The organism is Oceanotoga sp. (assembly GCF_030445905.1).
GTDB lineage: Bacteria > Thermotogota > Thermotogae > Petrotogales > Petrotogaceae > Oceanotoga > Oceanotoga teriensis.
On sequence record NZ_JASUSU010000040.1, the window covers coordinates 1 to 26,688 of the forward strand.

24 protein-coding genes are annotated in these 26,688 nt (G+C 27.2%); 7 read left to right on the forward strand and 17 right to left on the reverse strand.

All coding sequences use genetic code 11. The features are described 5' to 3' along the window. From PWP28_RS10695 to PWP28_RS10720, 6 genes are all read right to left on the reverse strand, one after another. Positions 1-826, reverse strand: an 826-nt coding sequence (locus PWP28_RS10695; protein WP_308644722.1) for an ATP-binding cassette domain-containing protein, incomplete at its 3' end; no start/stop codon positions are given. Beyond that, complete coding sequence (locus tag PWP28_RS10700) at positions 819-1,793, reverse strand: ABC transporter ATP-binding protein (protein WP_308644723.1); 975 nt, start codon at positions 1,791-1,793, stop codon at positions 819-821. The genes PWP28_RS10700 and PWP28_RS10695, both read right to left, overlap by 8 nt. A 6-nt stretch (positions 1,794-1,799) precedes the next feature. Then, positions 1,800-2,633 carry an ABC transporter permease gene (locus PWP28_RS10705; RefSeq protein ID WP_109605438.1) on the reverse strand — a complete coding sequence of 278 codons (834 nt, stop codon included), beginning with the start codon at positions 2,631-2,633 and terminating at the stop codon, positions 1,800-1,802. A 1-nt stretch (position 2,634) separates the two neighbouring features. Next, positions 2,635-3,612 (reverse strand): ABC transporter permease, encoded by a 978-nt coding sequence (locus tag PWP28_RS10710; protein ID WP_264149222.1) that lies wholly within the window; start codon positions 3,610-3,612, stop codon positions 2,635-2,637. 52 nt (positions 3,613-3,664) lie between these two features. Further along, on the reverse strand, positions 3,665-5,317 hold the full coding sequence (locus tag PWP28_RS10715) for an ABC transporter substrate-binding protein (RefSeq protein WP_308644724.1): 1,653 nt from the start codon (positions 5,315-5,317) through the stop codon (positions 3,665-3,667). A gap of 26 nt (positions 5,318-5,343) precedes the next feature. Then, on the reverse strand, positions 5,344-6,435 hold the full coding sequence (locus tag PWP28_RS10720; RefSeq protein ID WP_109605432.1) for an ROK family transcriptional regulator: 1,092 nt from the start codon (positions 6,433-6,435) through the stop codon (positions 5,344-5,346). Positions 6,436-6,725: 290 nt separating this feature from the next. Between PWP28_RS10720 and PWP28_RS10725 the strand changes: the two genes are divergently transcribed. Together PWP28_RS10725 and PWP28_RS10730 are read left to right on the forward strand one after the other, a co-directional pair. After that, positions 6,726-7,301, forward strand: a complete 576-nt coding sequence (locus PWP28_RS10725; RefSeq protein ID WP_308644725.1) for an outer membrane beta-barrel protein — start codon at positions 6,726-6,728, stop codon at positions 7,299-7,301. Positions 7,302-7,386: 85 nt separating this feature from the next. Next, positions 7,387-9,474 carry an alpha-galactosidase gene (locus PWP28_RS10730; protein ID WP_308644726.1) on the forward strand — a complete coding sequence of 696 codons (2,088 nt, stop codon included), beginning with the start codon at positions 7,387-7,389 and terminating at the stop codon, positions 9,472-9,474. Positions 9,475-9,521: 47 nt separating this feature from the next. Here PWP28_RS10730 and PWP28_RS10735 read toward each other — a convergent pair whose 3' ends face one another. Beyond that, complete coding sequence (locus tag PWP28_RS10735; protein ID WP_264149217.1) at positions 9,522-9,839, reverse strand: P-II family nitrogen regulator; 318 nt, start codon at positions 9,837-9,839, stop codon at positions 9,522-9,524. Positions 9,840-9,852: 13 nt separating this feature from the next. Further along, positions 9,853-10,551, reverse strand: coding sequence for a DUF1538 domain-containing protein (locus tag PWP28_RS10740; RefSeq protein ID WP_158274870.1), 699 nt, complete (start codon positions 10,549-10,551; stop codon positions 9,853-9,855). A 178-nt stretch (positions 10,552-10,729) separates the two neighbouring features. Between PWP28_RS10740 and PWP28_RS10745 the strand changes: the two genes are divergently transcribed. Both PWP28_RS10745 and PWP28_RS10750 read left to right on the forward strand, forming a co-directional pair. After that, on the forward strand, positions 10,730-11,251 hold the full coding sequence (locus PWP28_RS10745; protein ID WP_109605422.1) for an N-acetyltransferase: 522 nt from the start codon (positions 10,730-10,732) through the stop codon (positions 11,249-11,251). Between the two features lie 206 nt (positions 11,252-11,457). Then, positions 11,458-13,503 (forward strand): methyl-accepting chemotaxis protein, encoded by a 2,046-nt coding sequence (locus PWP28_RS10750; RefSeq protein WP_308644727.1) that lies wholly within the window; start codon positions 11,458-11,460, stop codon positions 13,501-13,503. A gap of 44 nt (positions 13,504-13,547) precedes the next feature. Here the strand turns inward: PWP28_RS10750 and PWP28_RS10755 are convergent, their stop codons facing one another. From PWP28_RS10755 to PWP28_RS10785, 7 genes are all read right to left on the reverse strand, one after another. Next, positions 13,548-14,861, reverse strand: a complete 1,314-nt coding sequence (locus tag PWP28_RS10755; RefSeq protein ID WP_308644728.1) for a GH1 family beta-glucosidase — start codon at positions 14,859-14,861, stop codon at positions 13,548-13,550. 4 nt (positions 14,862-14,865) lie between these two features. Beyond that, positions 14,866-15,699: a carbohydrate ABC transporter permease gene (locus PWP28_RS10760; protein WP_109605415.1), complete on the reverse strand. Its 834-nt coding sequence runs from the start codon at positions 15,697-15,699 to the stop codon at positions 14,866-14,868. A gap of 20 nt (positions 15,700-15,719) precedes the next feature. Next, entirely contained in the window at positions 15,720-16,601 is an 882-nt protein-coding gene (locus tag PWP28_RS10765) for a sugar ABC transporter permease (protein ID WP_308644729.1), read from the reverse strand. 56 nt (positions 16,602-16,657) lie between these two features. Next, entirely contained in the window at positions 16,658-17,845 is a 1,188-nt protein-coding gene (locus PWP28_RS10770) for a sugar ABC transporter substrate-binding protein (protein ID WP_264149213.1), read from the reverse strand. A 13-nt stretch (positions 17,846-17,858) separates the two neighbouring features. After that, on the reverse strand, positions 17,859-18,536 hold the full coding sequence (locus PWP28_RS10775) for a sugar-binding protein (RefSeq protein WP_308644730.1): 678 nt from the start codon (positions 18,534-18,536) through the stop codon (positions 17,859-17,861). A 135-nt stretch (positions 18,537-18,671) separates the two neighbouring features. Further along, positions 18,672-21,020 (reverse strand): GH36-type glycosyl hydrolase domain-containing protein, encoded by a 2,349-nt coding sequence (locus PWP28_RS10780; RefSeq protein ID WP_308644731.1) that lies wholly within the window; start codon positions 21,018-21,020, stop codon positions 18,672-18,674. A 66-nt stretch (positions 21,021-21,086) separates the two neighbouring features. Further along, positions 21,087-22,088: a LacI family DNA-binding transcriptional regulator gene (locus PWP28_RS10785; RefSeq protein WP_308644732.1), complete on the reverse strand. Its 1,002-nt coding sequence runs from the start codon at positions 22,086-22,088 to the stop codon at positions 21,087-21,089. A gap of 322 nt (positions 22,089-22,410) precedes the next feature. Between PWP28_RS10785 and PWP28_RS10790 the strand changes: the two genes are divergently transcribed. Both PWP28_RS10790 and PWP28_RS10795 read left to right on the forward strand, forming a co-directional pair. Then, positions 22,411-22,845 (forward strand): FMN-binding protein, encoded by a 435-nt coding sequence (locus tag PWP28_RS10790; RefSeq protein WP_158274869.1) that lies wholly within the window; start codon positions 22,411-22,413, stop codon positions 22,843-22,845. 56 nt (positions 22,846-22,901) lie between these two features. Further along, a complete protein-coding gene (locus PWP28_RS10795) occupies positions 22,902-23,690 on the forward strand; it encodes an SDR family oxidoreductase (protein WP_305081967.1) in 789 nt (262 codons plus the stop codon). 78 nt (positions 23,691-23,768) lie between these two features. Here PWP28_RS10795 and PWP28_RS10800 read toward each other — a convergent pair whose 3' ends face one another. Together PWP28_RS10800 and PWP28_RS10805 are read right to left on the reverse strand one after the other, a co-directional pair. After that, the gene (locus PWP28_RS10800; RefSeq protein ID WP_305081968.1) at positions 23,769-25,103 is read right to left on the reverse strand and encodes a clostripain-related cysteine peptidase; all 1,335 of its coding nucleotides are present in this window, start codon (positions 25,101-25,103) and stop codon (positions 23,769-23,771) included. A gap of 14 nt (positions 25,104-25,117) precedes the next feature. Continuing rightward, positions 25,118-25,909: an energy-coupling factor transporter transmembrane protein EcfT gene (locus tag PWP28_RS10805; RefSeq protein WP_305081969.1), complete on the reverse strand. Its 792-nt coding sequence runs from the start codon at positions 25,907-25,909 to the stop codon at positions 25,118-25,120. Between the two features lie 179 nt (positions 25,910-26,088). On the opposite strand from PWP28_RS10805, the gene PWP28_RS10810 reads away from it, so the two are divergent. Next, positions 26,089-26,601 (forward strand): hypothetical protein, encoded by a 513-nt coding sequence (locus PWP28_RS10810; RefSeq protein WP_308644733.1) that lies wholly within the window; start codon positions 26,089-26,091, stop codon positions 26,599-26,601. Positions 26,602-26,688 lie beyond the last annotated feature (87 nt).

A 26,688-nucleotide genomic window follows, 5' to 3' on the forward strand; every position in this document is an offset into this window, starting at 1 on the left:
CTGGGATTTCACCTTTAGTATCGATTCTTTCAGGTTTAAGACCTGATTCTGGTTTAGGAGCGGCCGATTTCAATAATTTAGTATAAGGATGAAAAGGATTATTAATTATATCAGAAGAATTACCAATTTCTAATATATCACCAGCATACATTATAGCAATTCTATCAGCGATATAATGAGCACCAGCTAAATCATGAGTTATGAATAAATAACTAACATTGAAATCATCTCTTATTTTCATCATCAAATTCATTATATCAAGACGAATAGAAACATCTAACATAGAAGTTGGTTCATCGGCTAATATTAGTTTAGGATTAACAGATAAAGCTCTTGCAATACCTATACGTTGTCTTTGACCACCAGAAAGTTCATGAGGTAGTTTATCCAAATATTCATCGCTTAATCCAACGGTGTTTAAAATGTTTATTATGTTTTCTCTTATTTTATTGTTTGGACATAGATTATGTATTTTATATGGTCTGGATAATATGTAATATATTGAATGTAAAGGATTTAAAGATGAAAAAGGATCTTGAAATATCAATTGTACATTTTTTCTGTATTCTAATTCATCAGTTTTTGACATTTTCATAGGTATTTCTTTGTTGAATACTTTTATTGAACCAGAAGTTCTTTTGTAAAGTCTTGAAAGTATTCTTGCAACAGTAGTTTTTCCAGAACCAGATTCACCAACTAAGGCCAATATCTCATTGTTTTTTATTTCGAATGATATATTATTTATTGCATGAACTGTCTTCATTTTTGAAAGTTTACCAATTTTGAATACTTTATTTAAATTTTCAACCTGTACAATATCATTCATAATGATCACCTCCAAAAAGATGACATGCAATGAAATGGTCTTTTTTTATTTGTTTTAGTAAAGGATTTGATTTATTACATAAGTTTTCAATTCTTTTATCACATCTTTCATAAAATGGACAACCAGATATACTTTGTTTTAAATCTGGAGGAGTACCGTTAATTCCATGTAGTATTTGTCTTTCACCTGTCAAAGGAGGAAATGAACGCATAAGACCTTTGGTATAAGGGTGAAAAGGATTGTTGTATAGATCGAAAGAAGGAGCTTTTTCGACGATCATACCAGCATACATTATTATTATTGAGTCACTCATTTCAACTAATAAAGATAAATCATGAGTTATGAATATTACAGAGAATTTTAATTTTTTTCTTATTTCATCTATTTCTTGTAAAATACCTCTTTGAACAACAACATCTAAAGCCGTAGTGGGTTCATCCATTATGATTAGTTTAGGATTTAAAGCTAAAGATATAGCTATTACAACTCTTTGTTTCATACCACCAGAAAGTTGATGAGGATAAGCCTGTAAATATTCAGGAGATATGTTTACAATTTTGAATAATTCTAATATTCTTTTAGTCATTTGGTCTTTTGACCATTTAGTATGAGCTTTCATAACATCGAAAAATTGATCTTGAATTTTTTTAACAGGATTCAGTACATTCATAGAAGCTTGGTAAACGATTGAGAATTCTTTCCAACGAAGTTTATTTAAAGATTTTTTATTTAATTTCATTAAATCATTGTTTTCAAAAAGAACTTCACCAGAAAATATTTTACCAGGTTTGTTTAAAAGTCTAGTAATACCAAAAGCCAGAGTTGATTTACCGCAACCAGATTCACCAGCGATACCGATGAATTCATTTTTATGAATATCGAAGGAGACATCTCTGACAGCATGAGTTTTTACAGAGTTTTTTTCATAACCAGCATTAAAATTTTTTATTTGAAGAAGTTTATCCATAATTGATCATCCTCTCAGTTTAGGGTTAGTAATCTCATCAACAGCGAAATTCATAAGAGCAAAAGAAGTACCAAGTAGAGCGATAAGAATACCAGGGATGAGAATCCATAACCATTGTCCGAATAGAATGGCTTGATTGTTTTGAGCCCAATAAAGAATAGTACCCCAAGTTACAGCACTAGCATCACCAAGCCCTAAAAATTCAAGACCTGATTCAGAAAGTATAGCATATAATGCACCACCAAAGAAATGAGCAACTATTAAACCAAACATGTTAGGTAGTATATCTTTAAAAATAATATGAAAAGGGTTTTCACCAATAGATTTAGATGCTTGAATGAAATCTCTATTTTTAAGAGTTAACATTTGAGAACGTAAAACTCTAGCACCCCAAGCCCAACCAGTTAAAGAAATAACAAAGATGATGGTAAAGGTACCTCTAACAGGGATATAAGCGGCGATAATGATCATTAAAGGTAAACCAGGAATAACGAGAAAAATATTGGTGATCATTGTGAGAATATCATCTATTAAACCACCAAAATAACCAGCACAAAGACCGACTATAACGGAGATGGTGGTTGTGATTAAGCCAGTAATAATACCAACAAAAAGAGATAGTCTTGTACCATGAACAACTCTTGAAAAGATATCTTGACCAGTTGCAGTGGTACCAAATAGATGTTGAGATGATGGTGATTGTAAAGGCATAAACTCCATAGAACGAGGATCATGAGGAGCAATGATATCTGCAAATAAAGCAATTATTATGAAAAAAGAGAGTATACAAAAACCGAATAAAGCTTTTTTATTAGAAAAGAATATTTTAATAGAATTCATATTATTCACCTCCAGTCCTTGCTCTAGGGTCTAAGAAAACGTAAAGAATATCTGCGATGAAATTGGCGATTAAAACAGACAGAGTGATGAAAAGAAAGATAGCCTGCATTAAAGGATAATCCATATTCAAAACAGATTGGTATAGTAAATAACCAATACCAGGATAAGAGAATACGATTTCTGTTAACAGAGTACCGCTGACAACAAAGCCAAGTGACATAGCGAAACCAGTGAAACTTGGAAGTATAGCGTTTCTTGCTGCATAAGAGTAAACGATTTGTTCTTCAGATAGACCTTTGGCATATGCAAAAGAAACAAAATCTTCTGCAAGAACAGTGATCATATTATTACGCATGGTTAATAACCATCCACCCATAGCAGTGATGATGATGGTTAAAGCTGGTAAGAAAGCATGATAAAGTATAGAAATGAACTTTGAGAAACCAATAGAATCACCATCATAAGCACCAGAAAGAGGGAACCAACCTAAAGCGAAACCGAAAATATAATTTATTAAAAGAGCGAACCAAAAATAAGGCATAGCATTGAAAAAGAGAGAAAAAATAACAGAAGAGCTACTGAGAGCAGAATTTCTTTTCCAAGAGCTTTTAATGCCTAAGATAGTACCAAGAGTAAAAGCGATGATTAGAGATATACCAGCTAACCCGATAGTCCAAGGAAAAGCTCTTGATAGGATATCGGAAACGTTAGAAGGAAAATAAGAGATAGAGATCCCAAAATCACCAGTGAACATTCTTTTTAAGTAATCAAAGTATTGATTAATAGGAGATAAATTAGTGTCTAATCCAAAAGCTTTTTGTAAAGAGTGAATGGCTTCTGGATTTAATTTACCTTGAAATTTGGCAACCATAACGCTAACAGGATCACCAGGCATCATTCTTGGAAGCATGAAATTTATAGTTAAAGCAGCCCATAATGTTATTAGGAAGAATAATGTTTTTTTGATTATATATTTCATATTTATCCTCCAATTGTTTTAATAAAAAGAGACGGATTTCTCCATCCCTTTTTTATTTTAAATGTATGTTTAATAATATATATTTACCGCCATCAGCATCAATATTTTCTCCCGCACAATAAGGGTTTTCATCTGAAGGCCATCCGATAAAGTTCTTTTCTGAGAATATCTCAAACTCTGTTCTTGAGGTTAGAGGTACTACTGGGATGTCTTTCAAAATTTCTTTTTGGATGAAACTTAAAGCATTTTTTTGTACATTAAAATCATCTGTTGTTGAATAACTTTTTAATGCTTCATCTATTATTGGGTTTATATATCTTGAGTAATTTGATACTGAGTTTTCTCCTATTTCTTTACCTGTAAATTCTGAACTATATTCTTTGAAAAACAAATAATATGGAGTAGGGCCTGTTCCTGTACTCCAGCAAATAACGGTATCATAAGTACCAGTCATAACAGAAGTGATATAAGTGTTCCAAGGTTCTTGTTGAATATTGGTGGAGATACCGATATCTTTTAAATTATTAGATATTATTTGAGCCATGGTGATAAAATCAGTCCAACCAGCACCAACGAGTATGTTGAAAGGTTCGAGTTGAGAACCATCTGGTTTTAAAAGATTATTTTTTTTATCATATGAGTATCCATTTTTTATTAATAATTCTTTCGCTTTTTGTGGATCATATTTGTATGAGTATTTATCTAAGTTTTTATCATACCATTTTTCCATTTGTTTAGGTACTATACCTGTTGGATCAGCTATTTCTCCTATACCATAATATGCTTTATCTAATATTTGTTGTTTATTTATACTCATTGCTATCGCTTTCCTTAAAATTTTATCGGTAAAAGGATCTTTCATGGTGTTGAAATAAAGCATGTTAGTATTTAATGTAGGCCACCATTTTTTATTGTTTTTACTCTTTGAAACCCAAGATCTATCTACATCTGGAACAAAAGAAAAAGTCCAATCTGCTTCACCTTTTAACATTTTTAAGAAAGAAGTATTATTAGAGTTTACAGCAACTATTTCAATTCCATCTATATATGGTTTTTCTTTAATCCAATAATTTTTGTTTTTTTGAAGTTTTACAGTATTGGTTTCTGCATTAAATTTTTCTATGATGAAAGGTCCAGTTCCAACAGGATTTTGATTTTGGAACTTTGAAGGATCTTTTATATCTTTCCATATATGTTCTGGAACTATTGGAACAAGTGTTATATAATAGAAAAATGGAGTATTTGCTATTGAAAAGTTTATATTTACTGAATTTTTATTTACTTTTTCTATATCTGATATGTTTGAACTTTTACCCCATATTCCATTTAAATCTAATTCGGGATGTTTTTTGATATAATTAAATGTAAATATAATATCATCTGCGGTAAATGGAACTCCATCATTCCATTTAACATTGTTTCTTACAGTGATGTTTAGAGTTCTGGAATTGTTAATCCAGTTGAACTCTGTAGCGAGTTCTGGAATTATTTCTCCAGTTAATTCATTCATATAAAAAAGATGTTCATATATGGCAGGCCCAGTTGGCAGACTTTGACCTGTTGGGAGGAATGGATTTGAGTTATTTGTAAGATTGCCCCATGGATTTATAACTTTTAAAGTTCCTCCCCTTTTTATTTCTCCAGAAAATACCATTAAAGAAAACACTAATATTATACTGAGAACCAAAACAATTTTTTTGTTCAATTTTCTTTCCCCCTTTTTATGAGTATTTATAAAAAGTTTTTTGCAAAATCAAAACTTTTCATCAATTTATTCATAAATGATCCTGAAGCTCCAATAACTATACTTTTTAATTTTGTATCATCTATAATTATTTTGAATTTTCTATTTGGATAGTTTATTATTTTTTCATAAGTTTTATTTTTTATTAGATTTATTATATTATTCGGTAACATATGAACATATCCGCCTAAAACAAACACATCAGGGTCTAATATGTTTGCAGTTGTACTTATAATTGTTGATATCTTTTCAAGATAATCATCAAATATAATCTCTGGATTTTTTATTGATTTCAAATAATCTGTGAAATTTTCATATCTGATTTTTTGATTGTTAGAGATTAAATTTGTTGTTATTGATTGTTCACCAGATAAATTATTAGAACCTTTATAAATTTTTTTGTTTATTATTATTCCATTTCCTTGATAACCTTTTATCATATCTTCATGGAAAAAAAATCCCATCAACATAAATACAAGATTTTTGTATTTTAATTTTGAATCAAGCAAATAATACATAGCTCCAGCATTAGCATCATTTTCTATATGAAAATAAAGACCAGTTTCTTTTTCAAGTTTTTCTTTTAATGGAAAATTTTCGAATTGAAAAAGACCATTACCTATTAAAGTACCAGTATCAGAATCAGTTGCTTCTGGAAAAGCTACAGAAACAGACATTAAGTCTTTGAAGTATTGAGTGTATTTATTAGTTGATATTAAAATTTCCTGTATTATTTTTTTTGTGTCTTCATTTCTTAAATTTATAAATTTTATATTTTCAGATATTATATTCAGACCCAAATCCATTAAACATGACAATATAAAACTTTCTGTTATATATATTCCTAAAGTATATTTATACCCATAATTGAATCTTATTATATCTGCTTTTCTACCTATTAAATTATTATTTTCTTTTTTATCTGTTTTAATTATGTAATTTTTTTTGTATAAATAAGAAGCATTTCTTGATATATTAGACCTATCTATTTTTAAATTTCTACTTAATTCTGGAACTGTTGAATATCCATTTATCCAGAGATTTTCAAGTATATTTAATTGAGTTTGATTTGAAATCATTTTAAACCTCCTGCAATTTAATGCGTGTCACACACAATTAATTATATATTTAATTAATTTTTTAAACAAATTTAAAATTACATAATTAAAGCCATTAATTTCAAAATAAAATTAATTAAAACAATATTTCATACTTATGTTCTTTTTTATTAATAATTTTTGTTGTTTTTATTTATTTCATTGAAAATTTTAATTTAATTTTAAGTAAACTGATTGGTCTTTAAGTGACTTATAAGATATGAATACTAAAATGAAAATGTATATAATTAAATTTTCAGGAGGTTTTAATAATGAAAAAACTAATGTTTATATTATCAGCTGTATTAGTTATGGGATCAGCATTTGCTTCTAACGTAGAAGTTTTAGGTGGAGGAACATTTAATACATATAATTATAAATTAAATGATGCATCTGAAGCTTCAGTTGAAGATCTTACCAAAGGATTTGGTGGATATGTAGGAGTAGCTTACACTTTTTGGGAAGGTGTAGGAGTTGAAGGTGGAGTAGATTATTTTAATTCTAATTACAAAAAAGATGATAAAAAAGCATCTGAAAATACATTTGGACCTTATGCAGCAGTAAAATATACATATAATTTTGCTGAAATGCCATTATCTTTAAATGCAAAAGTTGGTGGAGCATATTATTTCAACAAATTAGATGATAAAATAAACTCTGTTGAAACTGAAAGAAATGGATTAGGTTTGATTGCAGGTGCAGGTCTCGGATATAATTTCACAGAAAATTTTAAAGTAGGTTTAAATGGTTCATATAGACTTGCAAAATTAGCAGATAAAGATAATAAAGATAATAAAATGGATTTTTCAGGATTTAGAGCAGGATTAGAATTTTCATATGAATTTTAATGAATAATCTAAAAAAAGCAAATTCAAAAGAATTTGCTTTTTTTTATTTTTTTATTTAAAATTTGTTTTAAAGGGGGGATATTTTATGATTCGATACTTAGATGAAGAAAGAATGTTTTTGATCAGTACAGATAATATGGCTTATGTTATTAAAATAGAAGATTCTAAACTAACAAATATTTATTTTGGAGAAAAACTTGTTTTTGACTTTGATTATATACCTGAAATTAAAAAAAATATTTTTATAAACTGGTCATGGAATTATGAATTGAGTGATAGAAGTGAAAATAATTATGCTAATACAGCTTTTAAAGTGTTATATCATGATGGAGTTAGAGATTGTGAGCTTTTGTATAAAAATTATGAAATTTTTGATAATAAACTAAAAATTGAATTATTTGATGAATTTTATGGTATGAAAATTTTTTTATTTTATGAAGTTTTTGAACATGATAATATTATAAAAAAGTATTATGAAGTAAATAATATTTCAGATCAAAAAATCAATATAGAAATTTTAAAAAATTCTCTTTATATACCAATATTAGAAGGGAATTTCAATTATTTGAAAGGTATGTGGGGACATGAGACTAATATAGTTCATGAAAAGATAAATCAAGGTATAAAAAGTATAGGAAGTAGAACTGGAAATACTGGTCATCTATTTAATCCATATTTTTCTATAGATGATGGTGCAGATGAAGATAATGGGAACGTTTGGTTTGGCCTTTTGGGATGGAGTGGTAATTGGAGTATAGATGTTCATAAGCAAGATTATGAGTATATAAATATTTCAGCTGGATATAATGAATGGGATTTTAATTATATTCTTTTACCTAATGAGAGTATAAAGTCTCCAGAACTTATATTTGGTTTTACTAATGAAGGTTTTGGTGAATCTTCTAGAATTTTACATTCTTTTATAAGAAAACATATTTTAAGAAAAATCGATAGAAAAATATTATATAATTCTTGGGAAGCTACAGGTTTTGATGTTAATGAATCTAATCAAATGAAACTTGCTGAATTAGCTTCTAAAATTGGAATAGAATTATTTGTGGTAGATGATGGATGGTTTGGAAAAAGAAATGATGATAAGGCAGGTCTTGGAGATTGGTATATAAATAAAGAAAAATTTTCGCGAGGGCTTTCTCCATTGATAAAAAAAGTTAAAGAATTGGGTATGGATTTTGGTATATGGGTTGAACCAGAAATGGTTAATCCTGATTCTCAACTTTATAGAAGTCATCCTGATTGGATACTTGGCTATGAGAGTAGAAAAAAAACGGAGATAAGAAATCAATTAGTTTTAAATATAATCAAAAAAGAAGTAAAAGATTATATAATAGATTTTATGACAGACCTTCTAAGTAATAATGATATATCTTTTATAAAATGGGATTTTAACAGACCTATATTAGAATCAGGTTTTATGAACAAAATAAATTCTAAAAGTATTTGGATTGATTATGTTGAAAGTTTTTATTATATTTTAGATATATTGAAAAGAAGATTTCCATATGTGATTTTTGAATCTTGTGCAGGTGGTGGCGGGAGAATAGATATTGAAATTTTAAAATATGCTGATCAAGTATGGACAAGTGATAATACTAATCCTTATGATAGATTGATCATACAAAAAGGTTTTTCTTATGCTTATCCTTCAAATATAATGATGGCTTGGGTTACTGATTGGGCTGGAAAAGAAACTTATCCTTTGAAGTATAGATTTCATTCAGCAATGTTGGGTAGCCTTGGAATTGGTTCAAATTTAAATAATTATTCGGAGGAAGAATTGAATATATTTTCAAACTTGATAAAAGATTATAAAGATATCAGAAATATCGTTTATGAAGGAGATCTTTATAGAGTTAATATGACTGATTATAAAAATCTTGAAATATTTGAATATTTGAAAGAAAATAAAGAAGAAGGAGTTGCCTTTATTTTTCAAAATCCCACAGAGTTTGATATATTTAATGTTTATAAAATTAAATTAAAAGGATTAAATGAAAGTTATGTTTATGAGATAGAAAATAAACTTTATTCTGGAAAATCATTGATGAAATTTGGATTTTATATGCAATTTGATTCTGATATAGATTATTTAAATATGAAAAAGAATAATTATATGTCAAAAATTATAAGATTTAAATTAAAAAAGAATATTTAATAAATATAAATGGATGCTTAATTTTTAAAAATTAAGCATCCATTGAGTTAATCATTTCTAAACTCTAAACCCATAAAATCGAATACAGGTATTGAAAAAATTATTCCTTTTCCTGGTTTTTCTATTTCTCCTGATTTTAAGAGTATTTTATACATTTTTGAATAATCATCTTTATCTACAATCATCAAAATAATTTCTTTTGAAGATTCTACTTTTATATTGAATAATTTTTTATTATCATTTTTTCCAGTTCCGCGACCATATAGTATGGTAGCACCTTTTGCACCATTTTTATTGGCACTTTCTACTATTTTATCTGCTTTTCCCCTTTCGACTATCAAAAAAATTGCTATTTTTTCATTCATTATTGATCATCTCCTATAAATAGAATAATCCAAGTATGAGTACTGAAATAACAGGGCCTAGTGTCATCAAGCCTACTATTCCAAATCCATCCATTAATGGATCAGCGGATTGAACCATTTTAGAAATTCCCAATCCTATTGCCATATTTACAGGTATATTTACAGGTCCTGTAGTAGAACTTGCAGCATCAAATGCAATACCTATGAATTCTTTTTTTGTAAATAATATTAATATAGAAATGATGAGAAGTATGGGTAGTATAAAAAATCTTATATTTAAAGAAAAGAGTATTTTAATTATTCCAAAAGCCATACCCAATGCAACACCAAAAGCTACAAACTGAATTAAAACTTTTGCATTTATTGCCCCTATAGAAGCTTCTTCTACTTCAGCTGCCACTACTTTTAAACCAGGCTCTATCAAGGTTGAAAAATAAGCTAGTAATGATGTAAAAAAGATTATCAATATTTTATTGTCTAAAAAAATAATATTTTCTCCAAAACTTTTTGACAATGGAAGAAAAAGAGTAGATATGCCTTTCATAAAAAGCATTAAACCAAGAGTTGTAAATATTAGCCCGCCAAAAAAATCTTTCAAATTTTCAACAGGTTTTTTGAACACAAAAATTTGAAAAATTAAAAGAAATATTAGAAGCGGAAGTAGCTCTTTAAATGAAACAAAAAAATCCTTTAAAAAATCTAAAACCTTCAAAATTTTCACTCCTATTCTTAACTTTTAATATTATATTTCTTATATATTATATATTAATCAAATAACAAATATAAGACTTTTTAAAGCGTTTTAATTTAGAATTTATTAAAAGGATAGAACTTGCATTTTTATTTATCTTAGGTATAATTAATGTTAGTATAAAGCAGGAGGGATAAAATTGCTTATAGAAAAGGCTGAATTAAAGGATTTAGAAAGTATAATGAAAATAGAATATGAATCCTTTGATACAGATATTGCTGAAAATGAAAAAATTTTTAAAAAAAGGATAAAAAATTTTTCGGATGGTTTTTATATAATAAAAATAAAAAATGAAGTAATAGGGTATATTTGTTCTGAACTATGGGAATATGAAGAAAATTTAAACATTGAAAAATTTGAATTGAACCATTCTATGGATAAATTTCATAAGATGAATGGGACAGAACTTTATATATCATCATTTGGACTTTTGAAAAATTATAGAAAAAAAGGCTTTGGAAAAGTTCTTTTCGATGTTTTGATGAACAGAATAACCCAAAAATATGATATTAAAAGTGTTGTTTTGATAGTATCGGAGAAATGGGAAGCAGCAAAAAAAATATATATTGATCATGGTTTTGAAAATATAAAAGTTTTGAATGATTTCTTCAATGATGAAGAAGATGGAATAATAATGAGAAAAAAATTAAATATTGTTTAGACTAAAAAATATCGGATTTATCCGATATTTTTTTTATATTTAACAAAATATATTTAAATAAATTATTTTGTTTTGATATAATATAAATGTTTAGTTTAATATCATAATCATTATGATAATTTACATAACATTAACTATGGTGTTAATATTTGAGATTCATTTGTATAAAATCTAAAGAATATTATTGTTGTTTGGAGGTAGGAAAAGTGAAGAGTATTAAATTGAAACTTTTAGTACCATTGGTAACTTTGATAGTTGTTTCTATGTGTTTTATAATGATTTTTTCTATTTTGTCTGGTCAAAAAATAGTTAAAGAAGAGGCGGTTAAGAACATTGAGAATGTAACAGCTTCTTTTCAAGATCTAACCAATGCTTTACATAGGGCCGATATAAAAGTTATGGATTTGGCTGAATATGTTTCAGAGACATTTTCTTTAGAAGAATTTGAAAGTTCTGGAATAACTTATCTTGAGGGTTATAGTGAAAGTGTGTTATATAATTTTATGTCAAGTTTATTAAAGAGTTCTAAAGAAATGAATAACTTATATTTTTTTATAAATCCTGAATACAGTTCAGAGGTTTTTAATTTGAGTTTGTACAATAAAAGTGAGGGTATTAAAAGGGAAAAAATGGTAGAGAAAAGTAAATATGATGATATTGATATGCAATGGCTTGAACAGACAATAAAAGAGAGAAATTTGATTTGGACAGATCCTTATGAATGGGATGGTGAAATAATATTAAGTCATAGTATGCCAGTTTTTATTGATAATAAAATAATCGCTGTTGTTGGAACTGATTTGAATTTTACCTCTTTTAGGAATGATATTTTAAATCTAAGCAAATATGATACAGGAAAAGCCATGTTGTTAGATTCTAAAGGTAAAATAATTGTTAGTGAGGATCATGAAGGAAAGTATTTTGAACAACTTGGTCTCAAAGAACTTCAAAATACTGTTGTTAATAATGAAAAAGGTAGTTCTTCATATAAATATAATGATATAAATTATACAGCTGGTTTTTATACTTTATTTAATGATTGGGTAATTGTTTTGAGAGTTGAAGATTCTGAATTATTTGAAGGCATATATAGCATGGCTAATATTATTTTAATAGTTACAATTATAATAATAGTTCTTTCCATAATTTTAATAATGTTTTTAACTAATAAAATTGTTAAACCTATAAAAATCATTTCAGAAGATGCTGAAAAACTTTCAAATGGAGATTTGAAAATTGAAATTGATGATAAAGTTAAAGCATTAAAAGATGAGGTTGGAAATCTTGCGAATTCATTTGATAAACTCATTAGAAGTCAAAAAAGTATTATAGGGAGTATAAAAGATTCTTCAGATGAGGTTGATAAATCAGCCAATGAACTTTCAGCTGTTTCTGAAGAAACTACTGCCACATCAGAAGAACTTGGAGCTCAAATAGAGAATATAAAATCTAATTCTAATAATATATCTTCTTTTATCGAAGAAGTTTTATCTTCTATAGAAGAAATTTCTGCATCATCACAGAGTTTATCAAGAATTATAAATGAATTGAATGAAAAAGCTAATGAAACAAATGAAGCTGCTCTTGATGGAGAAAATTCGGTAAAATCAATAGTTAATATAATAAAGAAAGCTATAGAAAAGACAGATAAAACTAAAGAAGATGTCGATGCTTTGAATAATGATGTAAAAGAAGTTGAAAAGATAATAGAAACTATAGAATCAATAACGGAACAAACGAGTCTTTTAGCTTTAAATGCTGCTATAGAAGCAGCACGTGCAGGAGAAGCTGGAAAGGGTTTTGCTGTTGTTGCAGATGAGATAAGAAAGCTTGCTGATAGTTCTAAAACGGCTACTCATCAAATAAGTTTGATAATTGAAAATCTTATGAAAGCTTCTAAAGCTGTAGAAGTTTCTCAAGACAGTTCTGCACAAATAATAAAAGATATAAAAATGGAATCAGAAGTTGTTGATGGAAAGTTTAAAAATATAAGGAGTTCTATAATGCATGTAGCATCTGAGATAGAGAATGTTTCAGCGGCTATACAAGAACAAAGTGCAAGTTCCGAAGAGATAACCTCTTCTATGGAAAAAGCTGCTTCTATGGTTAAAGATATAGATGAACAATTGTTAGAAGCTGTTTCTGCTGTAGAAACACAGAGTTCTTCATCTGAGAATATAAGTGAAAATGCTCAAATATTATCAGAGCTTTCAGAAAAATTGCATAAAAAAGTTAGTTTTTTTAAGATTTGATCAAAAAGAAGTTTTCATATTGAAAAATATGAAAACTTCTTTTTTTATTTTTTTATTATAGATGAATAAAATTTTCCAGAGTCTTTTACAATTCTTTTTTGAGTTTTATAATCTATATATACAATTCCGAATCTTTTTGAATAACCAGCAGACCATTCGAAATTATCAAGGAAAGACCATAAATAATATCCTTTTAAGTTTATATTATTTTCTTTGGCTTTTTTTATGACATTTATATGTTCTTTTATATAATTCAATCTTCTTATATCATGGATTTCACCGTTTTCTATTTCATCTTGATAAGCAGCACCATTTTCTGTTATATATAATGGCATTTTTGGAAACTCTTTTGATAGATCTTTTAAAATTTTGTATAAACCTTCTGGATATACTTCCCATTTCATTTCAGTATATTCTCCACCAATTTCAACAGGTTCAGTATTGAATAGTTTATTTTCTGAAGAGTATTTTATTATTGTTCTCATATAATAATTTATACCGAGAAAATCTGAAGTGTTTTTTATATAATTTAATTCATCTTCGGGAAAAGAATTAAGGTTTAACTTTTCTTTGTAAATTTGAGATATTTTTTTTGGATAATATCCTTTGAAAATAGGATATATATACCATTTATTGAAAAATTCATCATAGATTTCTGCAGATTCTAAATCTTTTTTATCTTTAGAATAAGGGTATATAGGTACGAGATTCAAAGTTATACCTATTTTACCTTTATAATTCATTTTTTTATAAATTTTATAAGCTTTTGCATGTGAAAGATTTAAATTATGAGATACTATCAAAGATCTTTTTCTGTCTTTTACAGCAGGTGGCATATCTCCACCAACATAACCACCATTAACTATTACCCAAGGTTCATTTATAGTTATCCATTTATCAACGTATTCTGAGAAATTTTCAAAACATATTTTGGCATAGTTTTCAAATATATCAGAGATATTAGGGTTTTCCCATCCTCCAATTTTTTGTAATTCATATGGTAAATCCCAATGATATAAAGTTACAAAAGGCTTTATACCATTTTTTTTCATTTCTTCAAATAATTTTTTATAAAATATAATACCTTTTTGGTTTATATTTACACCATCTGGCATTATTCTTGTCCAAGATAATGACATTCTATAATTTTTGATTCCAAGATCTTTCATAATTTTAAAATCTTCTGGATATAATTCATAATGATTACATGCAATATCACCATTTTCATCGTTTTTAATATGATTTATTTGATGTGAAAATTCATCCCATATTGAGATTCCTTTTCCATCTTTTTTCCAAGCTCCTTCTATTTGATAAGCTGAGGTTGATACACCCCATTCAAAATCTTTTTCAAACATTCTATCATCCTTTCATTCCTGTTAGTGATATTCCCTTTATGAAATATTTTTGTGCAGACAAAAATACTATTATAAGTGGAAGTATTACAACAACAGCTCCAGCCATTTGTAATCCATATTGTACTTCATATTGACCACCTATAACAGATATTGCAACTGGTAATGTATACATACTTTCATCCGAAGATATTATTAAAGGCCATAAAAAAGAGTTCCATGATCCAGTAAATGTAAATATAGATAATGCAGCTAGTGCAGGTTTTGCAAGAGGTAATATAATTCTAAAAAATATGAACCCTTCACCAGCACCATCTATTTTAGCCGCTTCAATTAGTTCATCTGGTAAACCCTGTATAAATTGTTTCATGAAAAATATATTATAAGCACTTACCATTGCTGGTAATATTAGTCCAGCGAATGAGTTCAGTAAACCCATTTGTCTTAAGAGTAAAAATACTGGTATCATTGTTATTTGGCCAGGTACCATCAATGTTCCCAAAACAATCATGAAAATTTTATTTTTACCTTTGAATTTGAATTTAGCAAAAGCATATCCTGCCATTGATGAAATCAACAGTGATAAAAAAGTTATAGATAATGCAACTATAATAGTGTTTAAAAGAGGTCTTCCAAAATCGAGAGTTTTAAAGAGATCTATATAGTTTTGAAAAGTTGGATTATTTGGTATCCAACGTGGTGGAAAAACAAATATTTCGTCTGAATTTTTAAACGATGTTGAAACCATCCATAAAAATGGAAGAATCATACTTAGAACACCTAAGATTAATATAAAATGTACTATTATTTGTTCTGTAATACTGACTTTTCTTTTTCTCATTATGCTCATCTCCTAATATTTTAATATTCCGTTTTTTTTAATTTTGTCTGCAGTATAGTTAATATGAATATTATTAAAAATAAAATTACTGCAATTGAAGATGCATATCCGAGATTAAAAAATTTAAAACCTTGTCTGTAAAGATATAAAACTACTGATAATGTTGAATCTAAAGGTCCTCCATTTGTTAACATATAAGGTTCTTCGAATAATTGTAAATAACCAATTAAAACCATAACACTCACAAAATATGTTGTTGGTCTTAGCATTGGGACTGTTATTTTTAAAAATTGTTGCCATCTTGATGCTCCATCTAATTCCGCCGCTTCATATAAAAACTCTGGTATGTTTTGTAATCCAGCATAAAATATTATTATGTTATAACCCAGAGCTTTCCACACAACAAGCATTATTATAGATGGCATAGCCCAATTAGGATCTCCTATCCAATTAGGACCATTTATACCAAAAAGTCCAAGAAACCAATTAAAAAGACCGTATTCTGGATTTAAAATCCATTTCCATACTATTGCAATTGCAACTGTATTCGTTACAAAAGGAAGATAAAAACCAACTTTAAAAAAATTTTTGAAATAAGTTTGTTCTCTATTTATAAGCACGGCAAAAAAAAGAGCCAATATTATAGTTAAAGGCATTGCTATTATTAAGGCATAAAAGGTATTAAATAAGGATTTCCAAAATAATTCATCTTTAAAAAGATCTATAAAATTTTCAAAGCCTATAAATTTTGCTTTGCTCCAATCTGCAAGTGCAAAAGTATTAAAATTAGTTAAACTTATAAAAAAAGAAGCTATCATCGGTAAAATTAAAAAAATCATTAAAATTATTATTGCAGGACCTAGAAACATTATTATTGATTTAGTAGATGTTCGAGTTCGCATAATTTTCACCTTTCTTTAAAATCTAACCTCCTTAAAAAGGAGGTAGATTAATGTTTTTATCTTAAGATTTTTTCTAAATCTTTTTTTAAATCTTTTGCTGCTTCTTCTGGAGTTTTAGTACCATAACATGCTTCTTGTACTCTTCTCTCCAGTGCATCTTCTATTTGAGCCCATTCAGGTCTATTAACTGGAGCTTTAGATTTTTCGAGTTGCTTTCCGAATGTACTCATCATAGAATTATTTTTTAAGTAATTATCTTCCCATGTTTCTTTTACTGAAGGTAATGATCCAACTTCTTTATACCATTTTAATTGTACTTCTGGTCTTGAGACGAATTCCATGAATTTCCAAGCTATATCTTTGTTTTTTGAGTTTTTGAACATCACTAAATTGCTTCCACCTACAAAAGAAGTTCCGTGTTTTTTTGAAGGAACAACTTTTACATTAAATTTATCTTTTATTTCAGGGGTTTGTTCTTTTGTCATGTTTATCATCCATGGACCGGAGAAATACATTGGGACTGTACCATTTGCAAATTCTTGAAATAAAGTTCCACTTAAGCTCAAAGGAGCAATTTTTTCTTTAAAAAATTTTGAATAAAAATCTATTGCTTCTATAAATTCAGGGGTTGTTACGGTTATATTTCCTTTTTCATCGAGTATATCTGCATTATTTTGCCATATAAAAGGCATTATTTCTTGATATTCCATTGTTTGCATCGTTAGACCGTATTTACCTTTTTCAGATAATTTTTTTGCAGCATCATATAATTCTTCCCAATTTTCTGGACCATTTTCATATCCAACAGATTTTAATAAATCTGTTCTATAAAAAAGAACTCTTGTATCAACATACCATGGTAATCCATATATTTTATTATCTACTATGGTAGTTTCAAAAGGTCCTTCAAAAAAAATATCTTTTGAAACTGTAGCAGAATTTTTTAAATACTTTTCTAAATTTTCAAAAACACCCATCGAACCAAATTCCGCCATCCAAGTTGTTCCCATTTGTGCGAGATCTGGATTTGTGTTTCCAGCTATTCCAGTTATTAATTTATCATGTGCTGAACCCCAAGGTATTGCTTGAATTTTAACTTCAATATTTGGATTTTCTTTAATAAAGTCATCGGCAATTATATTTAATTTTTTAGCTTCTTCACCCATTGCCCATATAGTTAAGGTTTTTGAAAAACTTAAAATAGTTAATGATAATACAAATAAGATAATAAAAACTTTTTTCATTTTAAATCCTCCCTTATTTTAATTCTAAAGTTCCCCATAATTCTTTATTTGACCATATTTCTGGTAAATTAGTCCAAGATAGTAGATTTTCTCTTACATATTCCCCTTTTGCAGCATCTTTTTTATTTGAATTATGTATTGTTGTTGAAAATCCTAAATTTATACCTGCTTTAGGAGTTATTCCAAGATATTTAAAAGGAATTTTAACTTCGATTGTATAACCTGTATTAGTTTTGTTAGAAGCCAATTGTATTTCAGGAGCTGTTTCTTCTATGGCACCTGAATTTGAATCTTCATGTCTTGTACCTTGAACATTATTTTGTGTATCAAATGGAATTATAGCGAGTTTCATTAATTTATCATTAATTCCAGCTTTTTCGGGATCCAAATAAATTTCTATTGAATCTGTTCTATAAAAACCAGATTTATCTTCTGGAGTTAAATTGTTGACTATATATTCATCTGAAACATTTGTTGCAAAATATAAATTTTCATCATCCCATAATAAATAGAATATTGAATTTAAAACTTGTTTTTTTGGATCTACTTTTGAAACACCACCTGCAGGAACATTCATAGTTTCATCTATTGTATATTTATTTGAATCTGAATATTCATCAATATTTCCATCAATAATTATTTTTTTATTAGTTTTTTTTGCTATTGCGATTTTTTGTGATGGAGCTTTCATTAATTTCTCAAATTCTTTTTTGTAATTAGGAGTTACAGCATATTCAGATTTTTTTTCTTCAAACCCAATAATTTTTAATGAATTTTTTGCATATTTATTTTTTATATCTTCTTTTTTTACATATTTTTCTCCTCCTCAGAAATAAACAAATATATTTAAAGTCTTTTCATTATTTTCATTATTTATTATATTTCCATCTATTTCATTCTCATTTACAATAATTTTTTTATTTTTAGATCTTATAAAGTTTATATTATACAGACAATTTCTGAAATATCTTTTTACGAAGACTTTGTCCCATTCTTTTGGCATTACTGGAGATATTTTTAATCCATTCCATTCTGGTGTTATGCCAAGAATACCTTCCATTCCAGTTATAAAGTACCAACTTGCAGATCCTGTATACCATGACCAACCTCCACGACCAAAATTAGGAGAATCAGGTCCATCTACATTGCCTGGGGTTACATATGGTTCAGTGAAATATTTATCGGGATTCATTCCTCTATAAACTGGCATAAATGATTTATAAATTTTATATGAATTTTCATCATTCATTTTACATGCAGCCAATACACCCCATGTTCCAGCATGTGTATAAAGTCCGCCATTTTCACGTACTCCAGGAGCATATCTTGATAAATAACCTATTTCTTTGTCTGGTTTTGAATAAGCTGGCTGGAATAATAAAGGTCCAAACTCTTTGAAAAGATATTTTTTTAGAGATTCATATGCTTTTTCTTTTCTTTCTTCAGTTGTTGAATTGTTTAAAATAGCCCATGTTTGAGCATTTAAGAATATTTTCCCCTCTGAGCATTTTGAGCTTCCAATAGATTTTCCATCATCTTTAAAAGCTCTTATAAACCATTCACCATCCCAAGCATATTTATTTATAGAATTTTTTAATTTTAAAGCTTCTTTTTTAAATAAATCTTCATTTTCATAGTCTTTTTGTTTATTACAAATATAAGAAAAATCATTTAATATACCATATAGAAAATGACCAAGCCAAATACTTTCTCCTTTACCATCAGTACCCACAGCACTCATACCATCATTCCAATCTCCAGAACCTATTAATGGCAATCCTCTTGAACTTAATTTTGATAAATTATATTTTATAGCTTTTATACAATGATCATAAATGCTTTCATCTTCATAATCTATATAAGGGACCATTTCATTTAAAAAATTAAAATTATTTGTTTCTTTTAAATATCTTAGTGTTATAAAAGCTAACCATAATCTGTTATCTGAAATATTATTTTTTAATCCAATTTCTGATATTGGATGCCACCAGTGATAAACACTACCATCTATGAATTGATGTTTTGCATGCAATTTTATTTGTTCGGCTGTTTTATTTGGATCAACATATAAAAATATTTGACTATCTTGTAATTGATCTCTAAAACCAAAAGCACCACCTGTTTGATAATAACCAGTTCTTCCCCATAATCTTCCCGATATTGCTTGATATTTTAGCCATTTGTTGTTCATTAAGTTGAAACCTATATCTGGGGTTTCTACCATATTTTTTTCAAATATATCTTTCCACATTTTTTTGTTTTTTTCTATTTCATTTAAAACTGATTTTTCAGTGGAATATATTTTTTTTATATTATCTATTTCTTTAGTATCATTTTTTTCTACCAATCCTATGGTATAAATGAGTATTTTTTCTTCATCAGAATCTATTATCATTTCATTGTGTAATGAAGCAATTGAATCTTGGTATTTGCCAAATATATTGTTTAATTTTTTATTTTTTAATCCTTCTGGATTTGATACAGATCCGAAATTCCCCAAAAAATCTTCTTTACAAGATGTTGCTGAAGATGTCTTTTCATTAACCGAATTAAAAGCTGTGTATTCCCAGTTTCTATTCCAATGTTCACCATTTTCATTTGGTATATCCCACATTCTTTTTTCAGCTTTTATCACATCATTCATAAAATATGTATCTATAAATGTTTTATGGAATTCTCTATGCCAATCTGGAGCAGTACCAAGATTCCATTCTAAATAAGAAAAAACAGATAAATTTAATTTATTTTTGGTTTTATTTTTTATTTTTAGCATCCATATTTCTAACGAAGAATCTTTAGGTACCGTTAAAGTTAATTCGGTTTTTAAATCTTTATTTTCGGCTAAAAATTTAGAATAACCAAATCCGTGTATTATTTTATAATCAATATTTTTTTTACACATTGGTTTAAAAGTAGGAGTAAATAATTCATCATTTTCATTGTTTTTGATATAAAAGTACTTTCCCCATTCGTCTTTTATGATATCTTGTTCCCATCTATTTATTCTGTTTAAGGAAGCATGTGTTTTCCAGCTATATCCCGAACCATTTTGAGAAACAGCAACACCATAATCACCATTTGAAATTATATTAACCCAAGGTCTCGGTGTTTTTGGTGTTTTTATTATATATTCATTTTGATCTTCTGAAAAATAACCGTATTTAGTTTCGAACATTAATATATCCTCCTGATTTTATTTTTAGTTAACCGGTTAAGTAGTTGGGTAAAAATAGAGTATACTCTATTTTGTTGATTTTCTTTTAATTAATTCAGTTTTTAAAGATATTTTTTTAGATTTAGGTTTTTTTTCATCTATTAATTCTAATAATAATTCTACAGATTTTTCTCCCATTTTGCATAGAGGTTGCTCAACAGTGGAAAGTGTAGGCTCAGAAAATTTTGAAGATTCTATATTATCAAAGCCTATTACTGAGATATCTTCTGGAATATTCAAATTCTTTTCTTTTATAGCTTTCATAGCACCTAAAGCCATTTGATCATTGGCAGCAAAAACTCCATCTATATCTTTGTTTGAAAGAATTTCAAGTGTTTTTGTATAACCTTCTTCTCTTCTGAAATTTGCATCTTTTATTATTGAATCATCTATTTTTATTGAATAATCATTTAAAGCTTTTAAATATCCTTTGAATCTGTTTTCAGAATCCCAAGCAACAGAAGATCCTTTTAAAAAAGCTATTTTTTTACATCCTGCTTTTATTAAATATTCTGTAGCTTTATAACCACCATCAAAATTATCAACAGTTACTGTATAAACTGAATTTGTAGTGAAAGGATAATCTATAAAAACAAAGGGTACATTTCTTTCTTTTAAAATTTTTATATACTCTTCATTTATATGATAGGCCATTATTATTACACCATCTACTATTCCACCAGTAAAAAGGTCTATGACTTGTTTTTCTTTGGCTTTTTCAGCATGTGTAGTTACAAGATTTAAAAGATAATTATTAGAATTTGTTTTATTTTCAACACCTTTTATTATATCTGCATAAAACATGTCTGAAATATCAGGTATTATTAAACCTATATAATGAGTTTTTTTTCCTGCTAAACCTCTTGCAATTGCATTGGGAATATAGTTCATTTCTTTCATTATTTTAAGTATTTTGTTTCTTATTTTTTCACTCACGCCTGGTTTATTATTTATAACATAAGAAACTGTGGCTTTTGAAACTCCTGCTTTATTTGCTATATCTTTTATTGTGATATTGTTTTTTTTCATTTTATTCCTCCAATTACTTAACCGGTTAATTAAACTTATTATAAAACATAATTAATATAAAATAAAACTCGATTTCAAATGATTGAGTCTGGTTTCACTAATTTATAACCAATTGTTTATATTTAAGCTGTAATTTTTAAATTTATTTTAAAAATAGAAATTTTATTATATAGAAATTAAATATTTTATTATTTAACAATAGTTCTATAGGTATAATTGGTTCAAAGTTTCTTTCATTAATCTTTAAAATTTTTTTTATTTATGATATAATGTATCTGAATAAGAAATGTTTTTTCACAAACTTATATGGGGAGGTCACAGTATGACATCAAAAAGAGTATTTAGTGTATTTTTAGTGCTTTTATTAGTTGTTGTATCAGCTTTTGCTGCAAAGATAAATTTGAAAGATGGTATTTATGGTGCACAGGCATCTGAAGCAAGTTATGGTTATACAGCATTTGTTATGCTTGAAATCGATAATGGAAAAATAGTTAAAGTCGTTGCTGATGAAGTTAGTGCAGATGGAAAATTAAAGTCAAATGATGAAGGCTATAGAGCAAATATGGAACCTAAAACTGGAACTTATCCTTCAAAATTTTATACAGATCTTGCTATGCAATTGTTAAAAGAACAAAATCCAGATAAAGTGGATATTGTTTCTGGAGCTACACATGCAACACATAATTTTGTTAAATTAGTTAAGGCTATTTTAGAAGATGGAAAATTAGGCCAAACAATAACAGTTAATTTAAAGTAATTATATTTAGAAAAAGCCTCTAATAGAGGCTTTTTTTATTTTTGAGGTGAGATTTTATGGAAAATTTTGTTTTGATAACGGGAGCTTCAAATGGGATAGGAAAAGAAATGGCTTATATTTTTGCTGAAATGGGTTTTAATTTACTTTTAATTGCAAGAAACTTTGAGAAGCTCAATGATATTAAGAATAAAATTGAAAAGAAAAATAATATAAAAGTTTTAATTTTATCCAAAGATTTGACCGATGTAGAATCTATAAAAGATATATATTCTTTTTGTAACATTGAAGAAATAAATGTTGAAATACTTATTAATAATGCGGGCTTTGCAAGCTTTGGAGAATTTCATTCTATTGATTTAGATACAGATCTTTCACAAATAAATTTAAATATTATGGCTTTGACCATGTTAACTAAGTTATTTTTAAAAGATATGATTGAAAAAAGAAATGGTAAAATATTAAACGTATCTTCTATAGCAGCTTTTCAGCCTGGACCTCTCATGTCTGTTTACTATGCATCAAAAGCTTATGTTGAGTCTTTTACACAAGCTATTTCAAATGAATCAAAACAGTATGGAATAACCGTTTCTTCTCTTTGCCCAGGTCCTGTGAATACTGGATTTAAAGAAAGAGCAGGAATGAATAGATCTAATCTTTTTAAAGGAAAAGGAGTCATGAGTGCTGAAAAGGTTGCAAAATATGCTATAAAGTGTCTTTTTAAGGGAAAGAAAAGAATTATTCCTGGCTTTTTAAATAAATGCAGTGTTTTTTCGACAAGGTTTGTTAGTAGTAGTTTTGCTGCAAAGATAGCTAAGAGTATACAAAAAGAAGATATGAAAAAATAATTAATGGCATATCTACATTAGTAGATACGCCATATGATGAAGGATGAATCAAGGTGAGTCGAACCAGCTTGAATATATCTATTCAAATACAGGGTTCCACAATTTATTTTTATAGAATGTTAAAGCTTCATAATCCTCTTTGTAAGAGGATGGAACTTTCAATGCAAGTCCAATTCCAGATAAATTAGGATTATCTTCAACATAAGAAGATAATATATAATCTTCTATTTTAAATCCAGTTTGATTTATATCTGTATTCTTTATGGAATTATAATTTCCAAATGTGTAATAAGTTTTGAATTCTTTATCAGATGAAGATGAAACATAATTTTTAAAAAAATTGTCCAATTCTAACTTTAAACCATTTGTTTTTAAAGCTGTCAATGAAGTTTTATAAGGAATATTATCTTTATTTTCATAGGTTTCTTTATAATATTGTACCAGATTTTGTAATAAAACGTCAATGTTATCATCATATTTTGATAAAAATTTATAATTCCAGCCAGTTCCAGGAATTAAATTCACAGAGCTCACCAAATAATCTGTATAATCTGATAATTCATATATTATCTCTATCATTGACATATTACAGGCATCAAATCCTATTATATCTGGAATTTTATTGTATTTTGAGTTAAATAAATATAATGAATTTTTTAACTCATTTATTCTCAAATAATTTGCATTATCTTCTATTATTATTGATTTTGATGAATAATTATTATTTAAATAATGGTATCTTTTTGTTCCTTCTCCAATCCAACCGCTTCCATGATTCCATAATATCATAAATAATTTAGAGGAATTATTTTTATCTATTAGTTCATCCATAAAAAAATTTAATATTTCAGGGTCTGAAACTTTTAATTCTTCATCTAATCCATATTCTTGAGGAAAGTTTATTGTTTGTGAAATTAATCCATTTACATTATTAATACTTATGATTTTATCTGGGCTATCATTGTAGTCAGCTACTATGTTTATTGAAATTATTTTTGAAGATTTTATTATGCCATCTTTCATCTCTTGTATATCATTTGGTATGAAATTTCCAAGTGATCCACCACTTGTTTCGCCACCAGCATAAAAAAATATTTGCAAGTCTGGGTGAATAATTGGAATATTTTCTTCGTAAATTCTACCGTATATTGTTTCATATTTTATTTTTATTGAGTTATCAGAATTTTTAAAAAAATCTTTTGATATTATTATTCTATTATTTTTATCTTGATTTATTATAGTTTGACCATCTATGGTGATTTTGGAAATATTTTCGGAAAATATCAATTCTTTATCAAAATTTCCATATATTAATTTGTTTTTTAATAAAGAGCCATCTTTTGGTTTGCTTATGCAAGAGTTTAACAATAAAATGGTAGAAATAACCAATATAAAAAATATAATTTTTTTCATTTTTCACCTCTGGATTAAATTATTATAATCGTTACTCCAATTAGAATAAATGAGAGTGTAAAAAGAGTGTCTATTATTTCCCATTCAAATTTTTTGTATCTTGTTCTTCCTTCCCAACCAGAATAACCTCTTGCTTCCATTGCAACACTTAATTCTTCAGCTCTTCTTAAAGCTGATACTAATAAAGGAATAATTATTGAAACTGCTCCTTTAACTTTTCCAGAAAATTTTCTATCATCAAAATTTGCACCTCTACTCAATTGAGCTTTTATGATTCTATCAGCTTCAGAAGCCATAACAGGTATAAATCTTATGGCAATAGTCATTACCATTGAGAGTTCATGTGCAAATGATTTAGGTACAAAGAGCCATCTTAAAACATCTTCCATAGCATGTGCGAGAGATGTTGGTGATGTAGTTAAAGTTAAAACACTCGAAAGCATTATAGCAAATAATATTCTAAAAGTTATTATAGTTGCATTGAACAGACCTTTATCAGTTAATTTTATAAATCCCAATTTAAAAATTATATCTCCATCTACTGAAAAAAGTTGAATTATAAAGGCAAAAACCACTATAAACCATATAGATTTTAAAGATTTTGTATAATAGGTTAAGCTAAGTTTTGATAAAAGCATCAATATTATCGTATAAACACTCATTACAATTATATCTATAGCACTATTTATTGAAAAAGCGAATCCTGCAAGAACAAATAAACCAAGTAGTTTAGCTCTTGGATCGAGCTTATGCATTAAAGAGTTTTTTTCTACATATCTTCCTAAAGCTACATTATCTATAAACATTTATTCCCAACCTTTCAATTATATATTTAATTGCAGACAAATTTAATTATAATATAAATCTTTAACCAAAAAATTAATTTAACAAGAATTAATTATTATTTTGAGTTTCGATATTTTATTTTATCAAAAATTATATGATGATATAATTAATATATGAGAACAATTTTTGGAGTGTTGTTATGAATAAAATCAAAAATATCTTTTTGATAATTATAATAATGTTTGTAATAACTCTTTTTTCTTATATTGTAATAGAAAATGATAAAAAAATTACATATGTAAAACAAATGGATTTCTTTAAGATTTATCTTGAGAATAATTATGATGTTTCTGAATTAATTATAATAGATTTTATGAATATAATATATAAAATAAAAAAAGAATATCCAGATATTTATAATAATGTATCTATTTTTGATATTTTAGCTATTGGACACGTTGAAACGAGATTTAGAAATATAATCGGAGATGAAGGCGATAGTCTTGGTTATTTTCAAATTCAAGAATCAACTTATTGGTTTGTGAAAAGTATTTATAGTGATCTTTTTTATGAATTAGATTTTATTAATTTGCCATGGAAATGGTCTTATGTAGAAGAGAGAGCTGATATACAAATTTTAACAGCTATTTTATACTTGAATTATTTGAGAAATAAATATGAAAATAAAGTATATTATCATTTAGTGACTTGAAAAATAGAGCAATAAAAAAGGGATATGAAATAAAAAACAAGTAAATGAAAAGCAACAAAAATAAAAACAAGTAAAAAAAGGAATAAA

What these genes read in the sequence shown, in the direction of transcription:
- PWP28_RS10795 (WP_305081967.1), top strand. Translation starts at nt 22,902, where the DNA reads ATGGAAAATTTTGTTTTGATAACGGGAGCTTCAAATGGGATAGGAAAA.
- PWP28_RS10720 (WP_109605432.1), bottom strand. Translation starts at nt 6,435, where the DNA reads ATGATTTCAAATCAAACTCAATTAAATATACTTGAAAATCTCTGGATA.
- PWP28_RS10790 (WP_158274869.1), top strand. Translation starts at nt 22,411, where the DNA reads ATGACATCAAAAAGAGTATTTAGTGTATTTTTAGTGCTTTTATTAGTT.
- PWP28_RS10700 (WP_308644723.1), bottom strand. Translation starts at nt 1,793, where the DNA reads ATGGATAAACTTCTTCAAATAAAAAATTTTAATGCTGGTTATGAAAAA.
- PWP28_RS10710 (WP_264149222.1), bottom strand. Translation starts at nt 3,612, where the DNA reads ATGAAATATATAATCAAAAAAACATTATTCTTCCTAATAACATTATGG.
- PWP28_RS10755 (WP_308644728.1), bottom strand. Translation starts at nt 14,861, where the DNA reads ATGTTTGAAAAAGATTTTGAATGGGGTGTATCAACCTCAGCTTATCAA.
- PWP28_RS10780 (WP_308644731.1), bottom strand. Translation starts at nt 21,020, where the DNA reads ATGTTCGAAACTAAATACGGTTATTTTTCAGAAGATCAAAATGAATAT.
- PWP28_RS10725 (WP_308644725.1), top strand. Translation starts at nt 6,726, where the DNA reads ATGAAAAAACTAATGTTTATATTATCAGCTGTATTAGTTATGGGATCA.
- PWP28_RS10800 (WP_305081968.1), bottom strand. Translation starts at nt 25,103, where the DNA reads ATGAAAAAAATTATATTTTTTATATTGGTTATTTCTACCATTTTATTG.
- PWP28_RS10805 (WP_305081969.1), bottom strand. Translation starts at nt 25,909, where the DNA reads ATGTTTATAGATAATGTAGCTTTAGGAAGATATGTAGAAAAAAACTCT.
- PWP28_RS10810 (WP_308644733.1), top strand. Translation starts at nt 26,089, where the DNA reads ATGAATAAAATCAAAAATATCTTTTTGATAATTATAATAATGTTTGTA.
- PWP28_RS10735 (WP_264149217.1), bottom strand. Translation starts at nt 9,839, where the DNA reads ATGAATGAAAAAATAGCAATTTTTTTGATAGTCGAAAGGGGAAAAGCA.
- PWP28_RS10770 (WP_264149213.1), bottom strand. Translation starts at nt 17,845, where the DNA reads ATGAAAAAAGTTTTTATTATCTTATTTGTATTATCATTAACTATTTTA.
- PWP28_RS10785 (WP_308644732.1), bottom strand. Translation starts at nt 22,088, where the DNA reads ATGAAAAAAAACAATATCACAATAAAAGATATAGCAAATAAAGCAGGA.
- PWP28_RS10765 (WP_308644729.1), bottom strand. Translation starts at nt 16,601, where the DNA reads ATGCGAACTCGAACATCTACTAAATCAATAATAATGTTTCTAGGTCCT.
- PWP28_RS10730 (WP_308644726.1), top strand. Translation starts at nt 7,387, where the DNA reads ATGATTCGATACTTAGATGAAGAAAGAATGTTTTTGATCAGTACAGAT.
- PWP28_RS10705 (WP_109605438.1), bottom strand. Translation starts at nt 2,633, where the DNA reads ATGAATTCTATTAAAATATTCTTTTCTAATAAAAAAGCTTTATTCGGT.
- PWP28_RS10775 (WP_308644730.1), bottom strand. Translation starts at nt 18,536, where the DNA reads ATGAAAGCTCCATCACAAAAAATCGCAATAGCAAAAAAAACTAATAAA.
- PWP28_RS10760 (WP_109605415.1), bottom strand. Translation starts at nt 15,699, where the DNA reads ATGAGAAAAAGAAAAGTCAGTATTACAGAACAAATAATAGTACATTTT.